This is a genomic window from Breoghania sp. (assembly GCF_963674635.1).
Taxonomy (GTDB): domain Bacteria; phylum Pseudomonadota; class Alphaproteobacteria; order Rhizobiales; family Stappiaceae; genus Breoghania.
Window position 1 is genome coordinate 3,072,673 of record NZ_OY771475.1, and the last position, 19,203, is coordinate 3,091,875.

Here is a 19,203-nt window from a genome sequence, read left to right on the forward strand (position 1 = left end):
AGGTCACGCCTTGCGATAGATCCAGACGCGCGCGGGCGGCAGGTTCATCAAGACCCAGGGCGAGCGCTCGACCGTGAATTCGCCGGAAATGGCGGGAACCGGCGGCACCAGCGCATAGGAAAACTGGATGAAGGGCGCGCCCGGTTGCAGCAGATCCAGCGCATCCCGCAACAGCGCGCGCCGCTCTGCGGGCGGGCGGGTGAAGAGCGGCAGGGAGGAAATCATGCTGGCCAGCGAGCCGGGCGCAACATCCTTGAGCGTGGTCTTCAGCGCATAGGCGTCGCCACGCACGACGTGGATATCGGGGAAGCGGCGATGCAGCAGGGCGCAGAAATCGGGATTGTATTCCACCGCGACAAGCCGGGCGGGATCGATGCCGCGCGCCACGAGCGCCTTGGTCACCACGCCGGTTCCCGGCCCCAGTTCCACGACGGGCCCATCACGATCGAGCTCCGCCTCGCGGGCCATGAGCTTGGAAAGGGCAGGGCCTGAGGGGCTGACGGCACCGGTCTTGAGCGGATTTTCCATCCAGCTGCGGAAGAAGCGCGCCTCGTCCTTGAGCTTGTTGGAAAAGTGTCTGGCGCGAACCGCGACCCGGTGATTCATCGAAGGCCCCTGAATTGTTGGACGTCTTTTTAATTGTACAAATACGACGTCCTGACAATAGGGCATGTGATGGCAAATGTGAGGCGGGAGACACCCCTCCGCTGAGGAAGCCTCTTCCGCCCCGCAGCACCCGGCGGCGCGCGATGCGGCCTAGCTGCCGAGATTGTCTATGAAATCCTTTACGCGGGCAAAGAACCCCGTCGATTCCGGATTGTTCTCCTTTGAGGAGACCTCTTCGAATTCCTGCAGGAGCTCGCGCTGTCGTTTGGTCAGGTTCTGCGGTGTCTCCACGGTCACCTGAATGTACATGTCGCCATACTGCGAGGAGCGCATGACCGGCATGCCCTTGCCCTTGAGGCGGAACTGCTTGCCGGCCTGCGTGCCCTCCGGCACCTTCACACGCGTCTTGCCACCTTCAACCGTGGGCACCTCGAACTGACCGCCAAGCGCGGCGGTGGTCATGGAGATGGGCGCGCGGCAGAAAATGTCGGCGCCGTCGCGCTGGAAGAAGGCGTGGGGACGAATCGACAGGAAGATATAGAGATCGCCGGAGGGCCCGCCACGCAGGCCCGCCTCGCCCTCACCGGCCAGACGGATGCGCGTGCCGTCCTCGATGCCGGCGGGAATGTTGACCGACAGCGTGCGTTCTTCCACGCGACGGCCGGACCCGGAACAATCGGGGCAGGGGTCGGAAATGATCTCGCCGCGGCCCTGACAGGCCGGGCAGGTGCGCTCCATGGTGAAGAAGCCCTGCGTGGCACGCACACGCCCCGCGCCGCCGCAGGTGCGGCAGGTGGTGGGGCTGGAGCCGGGCTTGGCGCCGGAGCCGGTGCAGGTCTCGCACACGACGGAGGAGGGAACCTCGATCTCCACCGTCTTGCCGGTGTAGGCCTCCTCCAGATCGATATCCATGTTGTAGCGCAGATCGGCGCCGCGCTCGCGACCGCCGCCGCCGCCGCGGCGCTGGCCGCCACCGCCCATGCCTCCGAAGAACTCGTCGAAGATATCGGACATGGTGGACGCGAAATCGCCGGAAAAACCGCGCTGGCCACCCATGCCGCCATTTTCGAAGGCGGCGTGGCCAAAGCGATCATAGGCGGCGCGCTTTTCCGGATCCTTCAGCGCGTCATACGCCTCGTTGATTTCCTTGAACTTCGCCTCGGCTTCCGAATCGTCGGGATTGCGGTCGGGGTGATACTTCATCGCAAGCTTGCGGAAGGCGCTTTTCAGCGTCTTGTCATCCGCATCGCGGGTAACACCGAGAACCTCGTAAAAATCCAGCTTGGCCATTGGCTGTCCATATCCTTGCGGCGGTGGCGCTCCGGTTCAGCCGCCCCAAAAAGGCCGCGCACCCATCGACCCCGCCCCGGATCCTCGTCGCAGATCCGCAGTCCGTCGCCCCCTCGCTGGGGCGTACTCTCGATGAATATGCGAAAGCCGGCGCACCCGGCACCGGCTTTCGCGGTTTTCTCTCAAGCGCCCGCTCAGGCCGACTTCTTGTCGTCGTCGACTTCCTCGAAGTCGGCGTCGACAACATCGTCCGCCTCGTTGCCGGCGGTCTCGCCCGCATCGGCATCCGCGTCGCCTTCCTCAGCCTGCGAAGCCTGATACATGGCTTCGCCCAGCTTCATGGAGACTTCCGCGAGCTTCTGCGAGGCGGACTTGATGGCGTCGCCATCTTCGCCCTCGTTGGCGCTCTTCAGTTCGGCGAGAGCGGCCTCGATGGTCGACTTGTCGGCCTCCGACACCTTGTCGCCGTGCTCGGCCAGCGTCTTCTCCGTGGAATGGATCAGCGCCTCTGCCTGATTCTTGGCTTCCACCAGTTCCTTGCGCTTCTTGTCTTCCTCGGCATGCGCCTCGGCTTCCTTCACCATCTGCTCGATGTCGGCGTCGCTGAGACCACCAGATGCCTGGATGCGGATCTGCTGTTCCTTGCCGGTGCCCTTGTCGCGGGCCGACACGTTGACGATGCCGTTGGCGTCGATGTCGAAGGTGACCTCGATCTGCGGCACGCCGCGCGGTGCGGGCGGGATACCGACCAGATCGAACTGACCCAGCATCTTGTTGTCGGCCGCCATCTCGCGCTCGCCCTGGAACACGCGGATGGTGACCGCGTTCTGGTTGTCCTCGGCGGTGGAGAAGGTGTTGGACTTCTTCGACGGGATCGTCGTGTTGCGGTCGATCAGGCGGGTGAACACGCCACCCAGCGTCTCGATGCCCAGCGACAGCGGGGTCACGTCGAGCAGCAGCACGTCCTTTACGTCGCCCTGAAGCACACCGGCCTGAATGGCCGCGCCCATGGCAACCACCTCATCCGGGTTCACACCCTTGTGCGGCTCCTTGCCGAAGAAGGTCTTCACGACTTCCTGGATCTTGGGCATGCGCGTCATGCCGCCGACGAGAACGACCTCGTCGATCTGGCCGAGCGACAGGCCCGCATCCTTCAGCGCCGCCTTGCACGGCGCCATGGTCTTCTGCACCAGATCGTCCACCAGCGCCTCGAACTTGGCGCGGGTCAGCTTCATGGTCAGGTGCTTGGGACCGGACGCATCGGCGGTGATGAAGGGCAGGTTGACTTCCGTCTGCGTGGAGGAAGACAGCTCGATCTTGGCCTTTTCGGCCGCTTCCTTCAGACGCTGCAGGGCCAGCTTGTCGCCCTTCAGGTCGATGCCCTGATCCTTCTTGAACTCCGAGGCGAGGTAATCGACCAGACGCATGTCGAAGTCTTCACCGCCCAGGAACGTGTCGCCGTTCGTGGACTTCACCTCAAACACGCCGTCGCCGATCTCCAGGATGGAGACGTCGAAGGTGCCGCCGCCAAGGTCATAGACCGCGATGGTCTTGCCTTCGTTCTTGTCGAGACCGTAGGCGAGCGCGGCCGCCGTCGGCTCGTTGATGATGCGCAGCACTTCCAGACCGGCGATCTTGCCGGCATCCTTGGTGGCCTGGCGCTGGGCGTCGTTGAAGTAGGCCGGAACGGTGATGACCGCCTGCTCGACCTTCTCGCCCAGATAGCTCTCGGCCGTTTCCTTCATCTTCTGAAGGGTGAAGGCGGAAATCTGCGAGGGAGAATACTTTTCGCCCGCGGCCTCGACCCAGGCATCGCCATTGCCGCCCTTCACGATGGTGTAGGGGACGAGATCCTTGTCCTTGGAAACGGTAGGATCGTCAAAGCGACGACCGATCAGGCGCTTGACCGCAAACAGCGTGTTGGACGGGTTCGTGACCGCCTGGCGCTTGGCCGGCTGGCCGACGAGACGCTCGCCGTCGTCGGTGAAAGCGACGATGGACGGCGTGGTGCGCGCGCCTTCCGCGTTTTCGATGACTTTTGCATTCTTGCCGTCCATGACGGCGACGCACGAGTTGGTCGTGCCGAGGTCAATACCAATGACCTTACCCATAGTCTGTCTCCTTTCGGCAAACCGCCCGGACCCATACGGCATCCGGCAAAGCCGGGGTCAAAACCCGGCCGGCTCCCATCTGACCTGGCCAGCGAACAACCTGTCGGCTGACCTCTTGACCTTGTTGTTGACACTTCGGAGCGTGATGGAGCTTCAATCCCCGCGCCCCTGCTGTGAGGCTATATAAGAGGCCATTCCAGCGCCTGCAAGGCGCGAGCCCCGCAAGGATGAATTGAACCGCCTTGAAACCGCAGGCAAGGCCCTTAGCATAGCCTGCGGCAAGGCCTTTTCCCCCAGACCGTGCCCCCTGGAGAAGCGACAGGGCCGCTGCCCCGAACCAAGGCGGAATGCCATGACCGGAACAAACGATCCCGCAAGCAAGCCCGCGTCAGCCCCGTCCGGCGGGCTTGTCCGGGGCTTCCGGCATCTGCCGGGCCATCTGGAGCGCGCGGCCCAGCAGGCCTTGCTTGAGGAAATCCGGGAGGTGGTGAGAAAGGCCCCGCTTTTCCAGCCCACCATGCCGCGCACCGGAAAGCCGCTCACCGTGACCATGTCGAATTGCGGCTCCCTGGGCTGGGTCGCGGACAAGGCGGGCTATCGCTATCAGCCCACCCACCCGGTGACGGGCGAGCCGTGGCCTGCGATCCCGCAAGCGCTTCTGGATCTTTGGGAGGAGCTTTCCGGCTATCCGACCCCGCCGGAGGCCTGCCTCATCAATTTCTATGGGGACAAGGCCCGCATGGGGCTTCACCGCGACGAGGACGAGGAGGATTTCTCCGCCCCCGTTTTCTCCGTCTCGCTTGGCGACACCTGCCGCTTTCGCATCGGCGGTCAGGGGCGCAAGGACCCGAGCGTCTCCTTCAAGCTGGCCTCCGGCGACATCGTGCTTCTGGCAGGCGAGGCGCGCACGGCCTTTCACGGGGTCGACCGGATCTATCCGGGAACCTCGACGCTTCTGAAGGACGGAGGGCGGATCAACCTGACATTGCGGCGGGTGACGAGGGCGTGAGGAGCCAGGGTTGGGGCGGGGTTCGGAGCAGGCCGCCCATCCTTCGAGACGGTCGCTCGCGCGACCTCCTCAGGATGACGTTATCGTGGTGGAAGTCCTGTCTGAAGGGGCCAACTCCACACACAACGTCCTCCTGAGGTGGGCCGCAAGGCCCGTCTCGAAGGATGAGCCACACACCCGAATGACCTCACACGGAAAAAGGGGCCCCGAGGCCCCTTCCACGTCATTTCAACAAGCAATCCGGCAAACGCGGCGTCCTACCACCATCCCTGCACGGCGATCGCGGCCATGGAAACCGCGATGACCCAGAGCGCCGCCGTGGCGAGCCGGTTGTTCTTGCGGCTGGCCCGCTTCCAGTCCTCGACAAGTCCCGGTTCCACCTTCACGCCGGACACGTTCTGCGCCTCGATGCCGTCGATGATGCGCTCGGCGCGCTGGGCCAGAAGCGGCAATTCGCCCGCAAGCCGGAACATGGTGGAGAGGGCCTCGCCCGCGTCCTGAATCTTGCCGGCGGGCCCGAGATTGCGCTCGATCCAGCCGCGCACCACAGGCTCCGCCGTGCGCCACATGTCGAGATCGGGATCGAGCGAACGGGCAACGCCTTCCACCACCACCATGGTCTTTTGCAGCAGAATGAGCTGCGGCTGAGTGGTCATGGCGAAAAGCTCGGTCACCTCGAAAAGCTGGGTGAGCAGGCGGGCCATGGAAATGTCGGCCGCCGACTGGCCGTGGATCGGCTCGCCGATGGCGCGGATGGCCTGCGAGAAGACCGCCACATCCTGCGTCTTGGGCACATAGCCCGCCTCGAAATGCACCTCCGCCACGCGCATGTAGTCGCGGGTGATGAAGCCGAAGAGGATTTCCGCCAGGAAGCGCCGCTCCGCCTTGTCGAGGCGGCCGGTAATGCCGAAATCGACGGCGACCAGATCGCCCGCCTCATCGACGAAGAGATTGCCCTGGTGCATGTCGGCGTGGAAGAAGCCGTCACGCAGCGCATGGCGCAGGAAGCTCTGGATGACGGAAGCGCCCAGCGCCACCAGATCGTGGCCGTCGGCCTCGATGCCGGCCACATCCGACAGTTTGCGCCCGTCGATCCACTCCATGGTGAGCACGCCCTTGGAGGTGCGTGGCCAGTCCACCTGCGGCACCCGGAAGCCGGGATCGTCCGCGGTGTTCTCGCCGATCTCGGAAAGGGCTGCGGCTTCGAGCCGGAGGTCCATCTCAAGCTCGACGGAACGCGCCAGCGTGTCGACGACGGCGAGCGGGCGCAGGCGGCGCGAGGCCGGGCTGAAGCGCTCGAAAAGCCGGGCGGCCAGATAGAAGCACTCAAGATCACGGGCAAAGCGGCGGGCAACGCCCGGGCGTAGAACCTTCACCGCAACCTTGCGGGCGACCCCGTCCGCATCGATGATTTCCGCCGGATGAACCTGCGCGATGGAGGCGGCGGCGACCGGCTCGCCGAACGCGGCGAATATCTCGTCGATGGGGGCGCCCAGCGCCTCCCGGATCAGCTTTTCCGCCTCCGCCCGCGGGAAGGCTTCCAGCCGGTCCTGCAACTGGGAAAGCTCGCCCGCCACCTCGCGGCCCACCACGTCGGGGCGCGTTGCCAGGAACTGGCCCATCTTCACATAGGAAGGCCCGAGCCGGTTGAAGGCGACGGAGATGCGCGCGCCCGCATCCGCGCTGCGCGCGGCGTTGCGCTCCAGAAGGCGGATGATCCGCAGCGCCATGCGCGGTCCTGCGGGGAGATCCGGCAATTCCACCAGACCGAAGACACCTTCGCGCGCCATGACGTAGCCGGCGCGCAGTAGGCGGATAAAGTTGACCGTCCGTGCCAGCATCTAGAGCTTCCAGCCGGAATGGATGGCGGCGATGCCGCCGGAGAGATTGCGATAGTCGACGCGCGAGAAGCCCGCTTTTTCGATCATCGCCGCGAAGCGCGCCTGATGGGGAAACTTGCGAATCGATTCCACCAGATACTGGTAGCTGTCGCCATCGCCCGTGACCGCCTGCCCCATGCGCGGGATCACGTTGAAGGAATAGAGATCATAGACCCGGTCGAGCACCGGCAGATCGACCTGGGAGAACTCAAGGCACATGAAGCGGCCGCCGCGCTTGAGAACGCGATAGGCTTCCTCCAGCGCCACCTGAATGCGCGGCACGTTGCGGATGCCGAAGGCGATCGTGTAGGCGTCGAAATGATTGTCCGGGAAAGGCAGGCTTTCCGCGTTGCCCTGCGCAAAGCGGATATTTGCGGCATGGCCCGCGGCCTCCGCCCGGTCGCGGCCCACGGTGAGCATGGAATTGTTGATGTCGCAGACGGTCGCTTCGATCCGGCCCGACGATTTGCCCTTGGCTCCGTAGGCCCCGCTTTCCACGATCCGCGTGGCGATATCGCCGGTGCCGCCCGCCACGTCGAGCACACGCCAAGTGCGCCGCGTTTTGCGCGGCGGGGCGAGCCAGGAGACCATGGCGTCCTTCCAAAGCCGGTGCATGCCGCCCGACATGAGGTCATTCATCAGGTCGTAGCGGCTCGCCACCTGATGGAAGACGTGGTCGACCATGCCCTGCTTTTCGCCGAGCGCAACGGTGCGAAAGCCGAAACTGGCCTTCTCGGCCCGCCCCGCCTCGGCCGCGCCCGAACCGTCGGCCGTCTTGTCGCTGGTGAGTTCGCCTGCCATGTAAAGCACTCCTCTTCGGTGCCCGGCCTTTATAAAGGCTGATCCGCGTTTCGGCTTCCCTGAAGATGCAAGCCGGCATGCAAATCCGCCGGGGTGCTTGAAACCCCCGACCCGTGATCCGATTCTGAGCCTTCATAAGGCAAAGCGACGTCAGGAGAAACCATGCCTGAGCTACCCGAGGTCGAAACAGTGCGCCGCGGCCTCGCCCCGGTCATGGAAGGGGCACGCATTGTCAGGGCCGAACAGCGCCGGGCAAACCTGCGTTTCGACTTTCCGGAAGGTTTCGTGGCACGCCTTGAAGGCACGCGCATCGAGGCGCTGGGGCGCCGCGCGAAATACCTGCTGGCGGATCTTTCTTCCAGCGAGGTGCTGGTCATGCATCTGGGCATGTCGGGCTCGTTTCGCGTTGTGGAAGGCGCTGATGCCCTGGCGCCAGACGCTCTGACGCCGGGCGACTTCGCCCATGCGCGCTCGAAAGATCCGCGCCACGACCATGTGGTGCTGCATCTGGAAAGACCGGACGGCGCGCCCGCGAGCATCGTCTACAATGACCCGCGTCGCTTCGGCTTCATGACGCTCATCCCGCGCGCCGGGCTGGAGGCGCATCCGTTCTTTGCGAACCTCGGACTGGAGCCGCTTGGAAACGCCCTCAATGGGGCCTGGCTTGCCTCCGCCTTCGCGGGCCGCAAGACGCCGCTGAAGGCCGCCCTTCTCGATCAGAAACTGATTGCGGGGCTCGGCAATATCTATGTCTGCGAGGCGCTGTGGCGCGCGAAGCTCTCGCCGATGCGGGCCGCCGGCACCCTGATCACGCGTTCCGGCAAGCCTTCGCTTGCGGCGGGGCGGCTGGCGGAGGCCATTCGCACGGTTCTGAGCGAGGCCGTGGCCGCTGGCGGTTCGACCTTGCGCGATCATGCGCGCACCGACGGGTCTCTGGGCTATTTCCAGCACAGTTTCGCCGCCTATGACCGGGAGGGCCAGCCCTGCCGCCATCCGGGCTGTCGGGGCATCATCGCCCGCACGGTCCAGTCCGGTCGTTCCACCTTCCATTGCAAGACCTGCCAGCGCTAGGCGCCCGGCCACGGCAAGACCTGCCAGCGTTAGCGCCCGCGCGGCGCAAGAGGGCCCTCGCCCGCCGGGGCGCGATGATTCGCCCAAGCCGCCCGGCGCGGGCGGGGGCGCACGGAGGCTGCCTGTCGGCCGACCTGTTTTGGCGCGCAAGGGTGGATCATATGACCAGTTGCATGATGCGCTTTCTGCCGATACGCCTTTAGCGGACGCCGGACAGAGCTCTGATCCGGCCTGACGAGACCAGGGGGCTTGAGGCAATGCCGCCGATAGAGCCCCGCCTTCATTATCGGGGGAACCATGGCCTACGAGAATATTCAGGTGGAGACCCGTGGCCGGGTCGGCCTGATCACGCTGGATCGACCTTCCGCGCTCAATGCACTTTCCAATGCGCTGTTTGACGAACTCAACCGCGCGCTCGACACTTTTGAAGCCGACGAGAAGGTCGGCTGCATGGTGATCACCGGATCGCAAAAGGCATTTGCCGCAGGCGCCGACATCAAGGAAATGGCGGAACTGGATTTCGCCGAAGCCTACAAGCGCGACCACATCACCCCGTGGGAGCGCGTCACGCGCACCCGCAAGCCGGTCATCGCGGCGGTGGCGGGCTATGCGCTGGGTGGGGGCTGCGAGCTCGCCATGATGTGCGATTTCATCCTGTGTGCGGACAATGCCAAGTTCGGCCAGCCGGAGATCACCCTGGGTGTGCCGCCGGGAAGCGGCGGGACTCAGCGCCTGACCCGCTTCATCGGCAAGTCCAAGGCCATGGAAATGTGCCTGACGGGCCGCATGATCGATGCGGAAGAGGCGGAACGCTGCGGGCTGGTGAGCCGGGTCGTGCCGGCGGCCGACCTTCTGGACGAGGCGGTGAGCGTGGCGCAGAAGATCGCCGAAATGTCCCAGCCCATCGCCATGATCATCAAGGAAAGCGTCAATCGGGCCTATGAAACGACGCTCGCGGAGGGCGTGCGTTTCGAGCGCCGCGTCTTCCATGCCGCCTTCGCCACGGAGGACCAAAGCGAAGGGATGCGCGCCTTTATCGAAAAGCGGTCCCCGCAATTCCGAAACAAATAGCGCGGGCAGACGACAAATCGGCCCCGAGGTCGTTGACCTTGAGGCCCGCTCGCACTATAAGCCCGATCCAATCGGTGGCGGACTTCCGCCGCCGGTTTCGTTTGTGCCGGCAGGGCCGTGCGCGGGAGGGTTTCCAACCATCACGCGCAAAAGCCGGGTCCGGCACGTCGAAACCACTTTTCGACAGTTTCACTCATTGGACCAGGATTAGAGCCTATGGCCAACACTCCTTCGGCCAAGAAGGCGGCTCGCAAGATCGCCCGCCGCACGGCCATCAACCAGGCACGTCGCAGCCGCATGCGGACCTTCATCCGCCGCGTCGAGGAAGCGATCACAGCCGGTGATAAGACCACTGCTTCCGATGCGCTGCGCGCTGCGGAGTCGCTCATCATGAGCAATGTCTCCAAGGGCGTTCTGCATGCCAACACGGCCTCTCGCAAGGTCTCGCGTCTGAACAAGCGGGTCAAGGCGATCGCCTGATCCGGACGCCGTTCGGCCTCAGGGCCTTCCGGCCCCGGTCAGACCCGTCCGTTTCCGCTTTCGGCTTTTCGCGAGACCCGGTTTTGCGGAGAGTGTCCGTTTCGGGGCGCAAGGTCATGGCCTCACGGCCATGATCAAAGGCCATGCGGGCAAGCCATTGTCCGGATCCACGATCCGGTCCTGGCGGGCAAGGCGCGTGGGACGGCGTGACGGGACGCGCGACACGGCTCTGGCGAAAGCCATTCCGTCAGCGTGGACGTGACGCAGGACCATCGGGCAAGGCCACCAGGGAAGGCCATCGGGCAAGCGCCTTGCGCGAACTCGAAGGTCATTGCGCGAATGTCCGGCACATTGCGTGGGCTTCAGGGTCTTGCGTGAGTTTCAGTGTCTGGCGCGAGCTTTAGGGTCTGGCGCGAGCTTCAAGGTCATTCGCGAGATCGGCGTGCAAGGCGCGGCGGTGTCACCGAAGGGTCCATCCGCAACACCTTCCTTGCGGGTCTGGCGCAACACATAACCGGATTCCCAGAATCCGGCCCCGGGGACGGGGGCAGCAGGGTCGCATCGCGACCCTTTTTTGTCCGTACCCGCTTACAGTCTCCCAAAACAACGAAAACTTAACCATGCCCCAATTCTTACGTAAGGGTAAATCCGTCCCTCGACGGGGGGTTGAGGGCCCGCATGGGCAGGATGGTCGCGCCGACACTTCGCGACTTGCAAATGGCGTTGAGAGACCCGGCTTGAAGTCTTGCTTTCTCGTTAGTCGGCAAAATGCACAGGCCGCATTCGATGCTGTGACGGCGTCTTTTCCACCAGTTTTGCGCGCTCAGGAGGTGACAGAAAAACTTACGTAATTCCAAACACTTACCTATATGTTGCGACTCCGGAATGGGCAGTCGGGGCGATTCCATACGAGTCAAGGCAAGCTTCGGAAAAAAAAATCGTAGGGCCGGGACCGCGCGGCCTCGAGTCGCACAGAAGCTCAAAATCCGTTGAGTCCACACGCCTTATCGAGATGCGTTTACAAATCGGAAACCTACCTTACCCCACGTCGTTTCGGGGCGCTTGGGCGATAGGCGGAACCACATGGTTGCCCCGTCAGAGCAAGCTGGCTATGTTCACTTTCACCGGGGGGCGGCACCCCGTGTTAATCTAAAAATGAAGGTTAGTTGGCCTCGGGTGAGAGCAATGGAAATGTATTGCCTGAAAAGTGATCAATATATTTCTCCTGCTTTCAGAGGCGACGAACTTTCCAACCGAGATGACTCGACATGGCCACTTCGCAAGATTATGTGTCCGGCTTGTCAGATCGGAACTCCCGCCGGTGAACGACTAGGATAACTCACGAAGAAAGAAGAATGATGCGGCCGACCCGCTTAAGGGCTCTGTCTGCCGCAAGGGGGCGCTATGTCTAATTTCACAGCTGGCGGATATGCCGGCGACACCTCGGCCACGCAGACTTATGCGGCGCTTGAGCAGGACCCGGCGGCAGTGCTCGTCGATGTCCGGACACAGGCGGAATGGTCCTATGTGGGTGTCCCGGATCTGTCGCCGCTGGGTCGCCAGGCCCTGTTCGTGGAATGGCAGCGGTTTCCCGACGGCGCGCGCAATCCGGCCTTTGTGGACGAGCTGTGCGCGCTGCTGAAGAAGAATGATGCGACGAAGGAGACTGCGATCTATTTCCTGTGCCGCTCCGGCGTGCGCAGCCAAGGAGCCGCCGCGGCGTTGACGCAGGCGGGTTTCAACCAGTGTTTCAACGTTCTGGCGGGTTTCGAAGGCCCGCTCGACGGCAGCGGTCACCGCGCGACACTGGCGGGCTGGAAGCAGGAAGGACTGCCGTGGCGACAGTCATAGGTTGTGGACCCGGCAGCGCCTGCCGCCCGGCGGGAGGGCGCAATCCGGGCGGGATCTTTTTTGCCTTGAGCACGCCGCTCAGCGGCACACAAGGCAATCGGTGATCCGTCGAGAGACGGGCTTCACTGGGGTGCCGGACAGCGGGGGCTGACCGACACCTTATTACCGGCCCTTGCGGACCGGACCAGAATGCGAAACCGGCTGAGGGCGAAGGTCCGGAGCCGGGAACGTGACGTAAGGTTCGCGACGCAGGGGTTGGCTAAGAAAAACACCACAGGGTGGCGGATCTCTGTGCAGGGTCGTTTCCTGCTAACCGGGATCAGCCGTCGATTTGCAATCAGGCCGCGGCGTTTTTCGCGGCCCTTCAGAGACGGTGTGCGGGCGCGGCGGCCCGCCCCGCAAGGACGATTGGAGATGCAGGCAATGGACGTTTCAGGAGCCCCGGGGCCGGAACAATGGAGCCGCGTGAAAAAGCGGCTTCGCGCGGAACTGGGTGAAGACGTGTTTTCGAGCTGGTTCGCACGGGTCGATCTCGAAAGCCAGGGTGCCGACGGCACAGTCCGCCTGTCGGTCCCCACACGCTTCCTGAAGCAGTGGATCCAGTCGCACTACCGCGACCGCCTGATCAACCTGTGGCAGAGCGAATGCAGCGACATTCGCGGCATCGAGCTGACGGTGCGTGGCGCGGTGCGTGCCCGTCCCTCGGTCGTTGCCCAGGCTGCCAGCCAGGGTGGCGTTGCCACCGCCGGCTCGCTGAAGTCCTCGGTGGGCGATGCCCGGTCCTCTTCCCTGTCGGCGGAAATCATTCCGGTTCGCCAGCCCGTCTCCGCCCGTCACAGCGACGCCACATCGGCAGGCGCCAATGACGTTCTGGAAGGCGCGGCGCTCGATCCGAAATACACCTTCTCCACCTTCGTGGAAGGAACCTCCAACGCGCTGGCGCTGGCCGCCGCACGTCAGGTGGCAGGCACCGGTCCGGTCACCTACAACCCGCTCTATCTCCATGCCAGCGTCGGTCTCGGCAAGACCCACCTGCTGCATGCGGTCGCCGCGGAGGCCCGCAACAGCGGCCGCCGGGTGCTGTATCTCACCGCGGAGCACTTCATGTACCGCTTCGTTGCGGCGCTGAAGTCGCAGTCGGCGCTGGCCTTCAAGGACACGCTGCGCGGCATCGATCTGCTGCTGATCGACGACATGCAGTTCCTGCATGGCAAGCAGGTCCAGCAGGAGTTCTGCCACACGCTGAACTCGCTCATCGACGGGGCCCGTCAGGTGGTGGTTGCCGCCGACCGTGCGCCTTCCGAGCTTGAGACCCTGGACGACCGCGTCCGCTCGCGCCTTGCCGGCGGTCTCGTGGTCGGCATTCAGACACCGGATTACGAACTGCGCCGGGCGATTCTCACCAACCGCACCCGCATGGTCTCCTCCGTGCATCCCAATTTCACCATGCCGGAAGGCGTGCTGGACTATGTGGCCTCCAACGTGACCGCCAATGGCCGCGACCTTGAGGGCGCGCTGAACCGTCTGGTGGCCCACAACCAGCTCACCAACCAGCCGATCACCACGGAGATGGCGGAACTGACGCTTCGCGACCTCGTGCGCACCCATGAGCCGCGCCGGGTCAAGATCGAAGACATCCAGCGGGTCGTCTCCAAGCACTACAACGTCTCCAAGCCGGACCTTCTGTCCGCGCGCCGCACCCGCACCATCGTGCGGCCGCGTCAGATCGCCATGTATCTGGCCAAGATGCTGACGCCGCGCTCGCTGCCGGAAATCGGCCGCCGCTTCGGCAATCGCGATCACACAACCGTTCTGCACGCCGTTCGCAAGATCGAGGACCTGGTAAAGAACGACGCCACGCTGGCGCAGGAAATCGAGCTTCTGAAGCGCATGCTCGACAGCTAAACTCCTGACTTTTCAGGATAAATTGAATTTTGAAGGGCGGCCCCGGCTTCACGCGGGGGCCGCCTTTTTCACGCTTGCGGGCAGGAACCGGCCGCCTGACTGGACAACGGGCACCCGACTGCGATCCAATGAATTGCCGGAGCCATCCACCGGCTGCCCACAGCTTGCGGCACCTCCCGATTCCCCCTTGCATTTGCAGTGCAATAGGGGCAGTTTCATACCCCCTCGGCTGGCCGGGAAATCGCCGGAAAGCCCTGTATTTCCGGGCCCTCGTTTTATCGGGCCCACAGTTTTCCGGGCCTTTTGGCGGCACGACCGCCCGGCCCATTCAACGACGGACCGATCTCCATGAAAGTGACCCTCGAGCGGACAGATCTTCTGAAGTCCCTGACCCACGTTCACCGGGTCGTCGAGCGGCGCAACACGATTCCGATCCTGTCGAACGTGCTTTTGCGCGCCGACGGCGGCGAATTGCGGCTGAAGGCGACCGACCTCGATCTTGAGATTTCCGAAACCGTGCCTGCCATGGTGGAAGCACCGGGCGCGACGACGGTGCCTGCGCACATGCTCTACGACATCGTGCGCAAGCTGCCGGACGGCTCGCAGGTGGTGATGGAAACCTCCACCGACCAGACGACGCTGGAGATCCGGGCCGGGCGCTCGCGCTTTGCGCTGCAGATGCTGCCGGAAGCCGATTTCCCGGATCTGACGGCTGGCGACTTCACCCATTCCTTCGAAGTGCCGGCGGCCGATTTCCGCAAACTGATCGACCGCACCCAGTTCGCCATCTCCACCGAGGAGACGCGCTACTATCTGAACGGCATCTATTTCCACACCGTCGATGCCAACGGTCCGCGCTTCCGCGCGGTCGCGACCGACGGCCATCGTCTCGCGCAGGCCGAGGTTCCCGCCCCTGCGGGCGCGGTCGGCATGCCGGGCATCATCGTGCCGCGCAAGACGGTGGGGGAAATCCAGAAGCTGCTGGACGAGCCGGAAGCCAATGTCGCGATTGAGCTGTCGGAGACCAAGATCCGCCTGACCACGGGTCCGGTGGTCCTCACCTCCAAGCTCATCGACGGCACCTTCCCCGACTATGGCCGCGTCATTCCGCAAGGCAATGACAAGGAGCTTCGGCTGGAGCGCGACGAGTTCGAGAAGGCGGTGGACCGCGTTTCCACCATCTCCTCCGAACGCGGTCGCGCGGTGAAGCTGGCCATGAGCGAGGGCCGCATGGTGCTGACCGTCAACAACCCGGATTCCGGGTCTGCGACGGAAGAGCTTGTGGTCGATTACGACGCCGAACCCATCGAGATCGGCTTCAACTCGCGCTACCTGCTCGACATCGCCAACCAGCTTACCTCCGATACCGCGATCTTCCGTCTGGCCGATCCCGGTTCGCCGACGCTGGTGCAGAATTCCGGCGCGGACGACACGCTCTACGTCCTGATGCCGATGCGCGTGTAGCATCGCCGCACACAACCAGATGCGACAAAGGCCGCAAACCCTGAACGGGGCTTGTGGCCTTTTCCTTTTCTTGTCGCAGCCAGGAGGTGACGGCGGGGCGGGTCTTGGCCATTATCGGCGCCATGCAGCGAATCGCCCGCACAGTCTTCCGGCTCCCTCTCCGCCCGTCGTCCCGCCATCCCGTTTTACGGGATGACAGCCGATGAGCCAGCCCGCGTGTGTGCGGATTGCCCGCCTGACCCTGACCGATTTCCGCAATTATGCGTCCACGAACCTTGCAACGGATGCGCGTCTCGTGGCGCTGACGGGCGACAATGGCGCGGGCAAGACCAATTTGATGGAAGCGGTTTCCCTTCTGACGCCGGGACGCGGCCTCAGGCGCGCGGCCTTTGTCGATATCGTACGAAAGGCCCCCGCCGATCCGCACGCGCCCGCCCCCGATGGGTGGAGCGTGTCGGCGCTTCTCGACGGCGATAATGGCGAGACGCGGATCGGCACGGGCTTCTCGGTGGACGCGGCAAGCCGGCGCGTCAGGATCGACGGGGCCGAAGCGCGCTCCGCCGACGCTTTGAGCGAATATCTGCGCGTCCTGTGGCTCGTTCCCGCCATGGACGGGCTCTTCACCGGCTCGGCCAGCGACCGCCGCCGCTTTCTCGACCGGCTGGTGCTTGCCGTCGATCCCGGTCACGGGCGACGCGTCGCCGATTTCGACAAGGCGATGCGGAGCCGCAACCGGTTGCTTGAAACCGGCGGAGAAGCCGGTTGGCTCGATGCGGTGGAGGCGCAGATCGCCTCGCTCGGCGTCGCCATGGCCTTTGCGCGGCGCGAGGCGGTGACGCTTTTGGCGAGCCTCATCGCAGAACATGCGGGCGATGATGCCTTCCCCGAGGCCGCGCTTTCGCTGGACGGGCCCTTCGAGGTGTTGTCGGCGGCGACGCCTGCGGCCGATCTGGAAGATGCCTATATCGAGCTTCTGGCGCGCGGACGACCCCGCGACCGGGCCGCCGGGCGCACGCTGGAAGGCCCGCACAGGACCGATCTCGCCGTCACCCATGTGGCCAAGGCCATGCCCGCAGGGCTTGCCTCGACCGGCGAACAGAAGGCGCTTTTGATCGGGCTGGTACTCGCCCACGCGGAGCTGACGGCCCGCGTCTCCGGGCTGACACCGATCCTGCTTCTGGATGAGGTCGCAGCCCATCTCGACCCGGCCCGGCGCGCCGCCCTTTTTGCGCGGCTCGACAGGCTGGGCGGTCAGGTCTTCATGACCGGTACCGACCGCGCGCTTTTCGAGGCGCTGCCAGAGGATGCCGCCCGTTTTGCGGTGTCGGATGGCAGCGTGTCACCGCTCGCGGGTTAGAGCACCTTCACAGGTTCGGGCATGGAGGTGGTGGCCCATCCTTCGAGACGCGCCCTTTGGGCGCTCCTCAGGATGACGTTGTCATGTGGGATTGGCGCCCTGCAATCCAACACTCCGGGAAACCAACCTCAAACACAACGTCATCCTGAGGAGCCTGCGTGAGCAGGCGTCTCGAAGGATCGGCCTCACAACGCAACAGCCCCCACAGCGGAACGGAACACCTCTGGCGGCCCTCAGGCCCGGCCTTCCTCCACCGCATGACAACGCACCAGCGCACCGTTGGCCGCAAGCGCGTCGGGCTGTTCCCTCCGGCAGCGTTCGTTGGCCAAGGGACAGCGCGGATGGAAGGCGCAGCCGGGGGGCGGGGAAATCGGGTTCGGGATCTCGCCTTCCACCTGTTTGCGCCGCGTGCCCGTCATGGCGAGATCGGGCACGGCATCGAGCAGCATGCGCGTATAGGGGTGGCGCGGGTTTTCAAACAGCGCCTCGGAATCCGCCACTTCCACCAGACGGCCCAGATACATCACCCCGATGCGGCGCGCCATGTGGCGCACCACGGCCAGATCGTGGCTGATGAAAAGGTAGGTCAGGCCGAATTCGTCCTGCAGATCGCGCATCAGGTTCAGGATCTGCGCCTGAACGGACACATCCAGCGCCGAGGTCGGCTCATCGCAGACGAGGAATTCCGGTTTCGAGGCCAGCGCGCGGGCAATGCAGATGCGCTGGCGCTGGCCGCCGGAAAACTCATGCGGGAATTTCTTCGCATCGCGCGGATCGAGGCCGACGAGGCACAGCAATTCGCTCACCCGGCGCTCCATCGCCTTGCCGTCTTCCTCCAGGGCGAAGGCACGGATCGGTTCGGCGATGATGCGCCCCACCCGCCAGCGGGGATTGAGGCTGGCGAAGGGGTCCTGAAAGATCATCTGGATGCGACGGCGCAAGGACCGCATGGCCTCGGCCTGTTGCGCGCCCAGCATGTCGTGGCCATCGATGCGGATCGCCCCCGCAGAGGGCGGCAGGAGACCCACGACCATCTTGGCGACGGTCGATTTACCGGACCCGCTTTCGCCGACCAGCGCGAAGGTCTCGCCACGGGCGATGGAAAAGGACACATCCTGAACCGCGCGCAGGTAGTGACGCGTGTCGCGTTCCAGAACCCGGTTGAGCCAGGGCCTGGACACATCGAAGACCCGCGAGAGGCCTTCGACCTCCACGACGGGGGCTCCCTCCTGCGGCGTCTCAAGTTCGAGGACGGCGGTTTCGCTTGCCGGACTGATCATGCCTCACCTCCGGCATTGGATTGCGCCATCGCGCCCTGTTCCGCCAGCCCTTCGCGCGAAAGCGCCTCCGGCAGCCAGCAGGCGACCTTCGTGCTGCCCACAGGTGTCGGTTCGGGCCGCTCGGAACAACAGCGGGCGAAAGTGTGGGGGCAGCGCGGGTTGAAGGGGCAGCCCTGCGGGATCGCATCGAGACGCGGCATCGCGCCGGGGATCTGGACCAGACGGTCGACGGAGCCTGCCAGCGCCGGGATCGAGCCCATCAGGCCGACCGTGTAAGGGTGGCGCGGGGTCTTGACCACATCGGCGACGGGGCCGATTTCGGCAATCCGGCCGGAATACATGACCGCCACACGGTCGGCGGCCTCCGCGATCACGCCCATGTCGTGGGTGATCAGGATGACGGAGGCCCCGCGCTCGCGGCAAAGCTCCTTCAAGACGTCGATGATCTGGGCCTGAACCGAAACATCGAGCGCGGTGGTCGGTTCATCCGCGATCACCAGTTCCGGCTCGGCGCAGAGCGCCAGCGCGATCACCACGCGCTGGCGCATGCCGCCTGAAAACTGGTGCGGATAGGCGTTGAGCCGCTTTGAGGCCGCCGGAATACCGACCGCTTCAAGAAGCGCCACCGCCCGGTCACGCGCCTCGCGAGGCGTGACCGGCAGGTGGGTCATGATCGTCTCGGTGATCTGCTCGCCGATCGTGAACAGCGGGTTGAGGCTCGTCAGCGGGTCCTGAAACACCATGCCGATGCGCTTGCCGCGCACCTTCTGCATGGCCTTGGGCGACCACCCGTCGATGCGCTCGCCCTTCAGCCAGATCTCGCCGCCCGCGATGCGGCCCGGCGGCTCCAGAAGGCCGATCACGGCCGCCCCGGTCAGCGACTTGCCCGCCCCGCTCTCGCCCACCATGCCCAGCACCTCGCCCGGCGCCAGATCGAAGGAAACACCGTCAATCGCGCGAAGCCGTCCCCGGCGGGTCGGAAACTCGACCTTGAGATCGCGCACGGAAAGAAGCGGAATGCTCATGG

Annotated in this window: 15 protein-coding genes; 8 read left to right on the forward strand and 7 right to left on the reverse strand. The window is 64.6% G+C overall.

What is annotated here, in order from left to right:
* Window positions 1–3 precede the first annotated feature (3 nt).
* The 3 genes from ABGM93_RS13380 to dnaK form a co-directional block, all read right to left on the reverse strand.
* On the reverse strand, window positions 4–606 hold the full coding sequence (locus ABGM93_RS13380; protein ID WP_321500193.1) for a methyltransferase domain-containing protein: 603 nt from the start codon (window positions 604–606) through the stop codon (window positions 4–6).
* 150 nt (window positions 607–756) lie between these two features.
* Window positions 757–1,896, reverse strand: coding sequence for a molecular chaperone DnaJ (dnaJ, locus tag ABGM93_RS13385; RefSeq protein WP_321500195.1), 1,140 nt, complete (start codon window positions 1,894–1,896; stop codon window positions 757–759).
* Between the two features lie 194 nt (window positions 1,897–2,090).
* On the reverse strand, window positions 2,091–4,007 hold the full coding sequence (dnaK, locus tag ABGM93_RS13390) for a molecular chaperone DnaK (protein ID WP_321500197.1): 1,917 nt from the start codon (window positions 4,005–4,007) through the stop codon (window positions 2,091–2,093).
* Between the two features lie 352 nt (window positions 4,008–4,359).
* Here dnaK and ABGM93_RS13395 point away from each other — a divergent pair, with 352 nt between their 5' ends.
* Entirely contained in the window at window positions 4,360–5,016 is a 657-nt protein-coding gene (locus tag ABGM93_RS13395; RefSeq protein WP_321500199.1) for an alpha-ketoglutarate-dependent dioxygenase AlkB, read from the forward strand.
* A gap of 257 nt (window positions 5,017–5,273) precedes the next feature.
* Here ABGM93_RS13395 and ubiB read toward each other — a convergent pair whose 3' ends face one another.
* Both ubiB and ubiE read right to left on the reverse strand, forming a co-directional pair.
* A complete protein-coding gene (ubiB, locus tag ABGM93_RS13400; RefSeq protein ID WP_321500201.1) occupies window positions 5,274–6,857 on the reverse strand; it encodes a 2-polyprenylphenol 6-hydroxylase in 1,584 nt (527 codons plus the stop codon).
* Complete coding sequence (gene ubiE, locus ABGM93_RS13405; protein WP_321505894.1) at window positions 6,858–7,580, reverse strand: bifunctional demethylmenaquinone methyltransferase/2-methoxy-6-polyprenyl-1,4-benzoquinol methylase UbiE; 723 nt, start codon at window positions 7,578–7,580, stop codon at window positions 6,858–6,860.
* A 279-nt stretch (window positions 7,581–7,859) separates the two neighbouring features.
* On the opposite strand from ubiE, the gene mutM reads away from it, so the two are divergent.
* From mutM to recF, 7 genes are all read left to right on the forward strand, one after another.
* Window positions 7,860–8,768, forward strand: a complete 909-nt coding sequence (gene mutM / locus ABGM93_RS13410) for a bifunctional DNA-formamidopyrimidine glycosylase/DNA-(apurinic or apyrimidinic site) lyase (protein ID WP_321500203.1) — start codon at window positions 7,860–7,862, stop codon at window positions 8,766–8,768.
* A 297-nt stretch (window positions 8,769–9,065) separates the two neighbouring features.
* Window positions 9,066–9,839 carry an enoyl-CoA hydratase gene (locus ABGM93_RS13415; protein WP_321500205.1) on the forward strand — a complete coding sequence of 258 codons (774 nt, stop codon included), beginning with the start codon at window positions 9,066–9,068 and terminating at the stop codon, window positions 9,837–9,839.
* 216 nt (window positions 9,840–10,055) lie between these two features.
* Window positions 10,056–10,319, forward strand: coding sequence for a 30S ribosomal protein S20 (gene rpsT / locus ABGM93_RS13420; RefSeq protein WP_321500207.1), 264 nt, complete (start codon window positions 10,056–10,058; stop codon window positions 10,317–10,319).
* Window positions 10,320–11,723: 1,404 nt separating this feature from the next.
* Entirely contained in the window at window positions 11,724–12,170 is a 447-nt protein-coding gene (locus ABGM93_RS13425) for a rhodanese-like domain-containing protein (protein ID WP_321500209.1), read from the forward strand.
* A gap of 423 nt (window positions 12,171–12,593) precedes the next feature.
* Window positions 12,594–14,075, forward strand: coding sequence for a chromosomal replication initiator protein DnaA (gene dnaA / locus ABGM93_RS13430; protein ID WP_321500211.1), 1,482 nt, complete (start codon window positions 12,594–12,596; stop codon window positions 14,073–14,075).
* A 348-nt stretch (window positions 14,076–14,423) separates the two neighbouring features.
* Window positions 14,424–15,539, forward strand: a complete 1,116-nt coding sequence (dnaN, locus tag ABGM93_RS13435; RefSeq protein ID WP_319774880.1) for a DNA polymerase III subunit beta — start codon at window positions 14,424–14,426, stop codon at window positions 15,537–15,539.
* Window positions 15,540–15,741: 202 nt separating this feature from the next.
* Window positions 15,742–16,896 carry a DNA replication/repair protein RecF gene (gene recF, locus ABGM93_RS13440; RefSeq protein ID WP_321500213.1) on the forward strand — a complete coding sequence of 385 codons (1,155 nt, stop codon included), beginning with the start codon at window positions 15,742–15,744 and terminating at the stop codon, window positions 16,894–16,896.
* A gap of 233 nt (window positions 16,897–17,129) precedes the next feature.
* On the opposite strand, the gene ABGM93_RS13445 is transcribed toward recF, so the two are convergent.
* Together ABGM93_RS13445 and ABGM93_RS13450 are read right to left on the reverse strand one after the other, a co-directional pair.
* Complete coding sequence (locus ABGM93_RS13445; protein ID WP_321500214.1) at window positions 17,130–18,176, reverse strand: oligopeptide/dipeptide ABC transporter ATP-binding protein; 1,047 nt, start codon at window positions 18,174–18,176, stop codon at window positions 17,130–17,132.
* The gene (locus ABGM93_RS13450; RefSeq protein WP_321332654.1) at window positions 18,173–19,201 is read right to left on the reverse strand and encodes an ABC transporter ATP-binding protein; all 1,029 of its coding nucleotides are present in this window, start codon (window positions 19,199–19,201) and stop codon (window positions 18,173–18,175) included. The genes ABGM93_RS13445 and ABGM93_RS13450 overlap by 4 nt, the downstream gene beginning before the upstream one ends.
* Between the last annotated feature and the right edge of the window lie 2 nt (window positions 19,202–19,203).

Coding starts and splice junctions, on each gene's coding strand:
- mutM (WP_321500203.1), top strand. CDS start 7,860: ATGCCTGAGCTACCCGAGGTCGAAACAGTGCGCCGCGGCCTCGCCCCG.
- dnaA (WP_321500211.1), top strand. CDS start 12,594: ATGGACGTTTCAGGAGCCCCGGGGCCGGAACAATGGAGCCGCGTGAAA.
- ABGM93_RS13395 (WP_321500199.1), top strand. CDS start 4,360: ATGACCGGAACAAACGATCCCGCAAGCAAGCCCGCGTCAGCCCCGTCC.
- rpsT (WP_321500207.1), top strand. CDS start 10,056: ATGGCCAACACTCCTTCGGCCAAGAAGGCGGCTCGCAAGATCGCCCGC.
- dnaK (WP_321500197.1), bottom strand. CDS start 4,007: ATGGGTAAGGTCATTGGTATTGACCTCGGCACGACCAACTCGTGCGTC.
- ABGM93_RS13380 (WP_321500193.1), bottom strand. CDS start 606: ATGAATCACCGGGTCGCGGTTCGCGCCAGACACTTTTCCAACAAGCTC.
- recF (WP_321500213.1), top strand. CDS start 15,742: ATGAGCCAGCCCGCGTGTGTGCGGATTGCCCGCCTGACCCTGACCGAT.
- ABGM93_RS13415 (WP_321500205.1), top strand. CDS start 9,066: ATGGCCTACGAGAATATTCAGGTGGAGACCCGTGGCCGGGTCGGCCTG.
- dnaN (WP_319774880.1), top strand. CDS start 14,424: ATGAAAGTGACCCTCGAGCGGACAGATCTTCTGAAGTCCCTGACCCAC.
- ABGM93_RS13450 (WP_321332654.1), bottom strand. CDS start 19,201: ATGAGCATTCCGCTTCTTTCCGTGCGCGATCTCAAGGTCGAGTTTCCG.
- dnaJ (WP_321500195.1), bottom strand. CDS start 1,896: ATGGCCAAGCTGGATTTTTACGAGGTTCTCGGTGTTACCCGCGATGCG.
- ubiE (WP_321505894.1), bottom strand. CDS start 7,580: ATGGTCGACCACGTCTTCCATCAGGTGGCGAGCCGCTACGACCTGATG.
- ubiB (WP_321500201.1), bottom strand. CDS start 6,857: ATGCTGGCACGGACGGTCAACTTTATCCGCCTACTGCGCGCCGGCTAC.
- ABGM93_RS13425 (WP_321500209.1), top strand. CDS start 11,724: ATGTCTAATTTCACAGCTGGCGGATATGCCGGCGACACCTCGGCCACG.
- ABGM93_RS13445 (WP_321500214.1), bottom strand. CDS start 18,176: ATGATCAGTCCGGCAAGCGAAACCGCCGTCCTCGAACTTGAGACGCCG.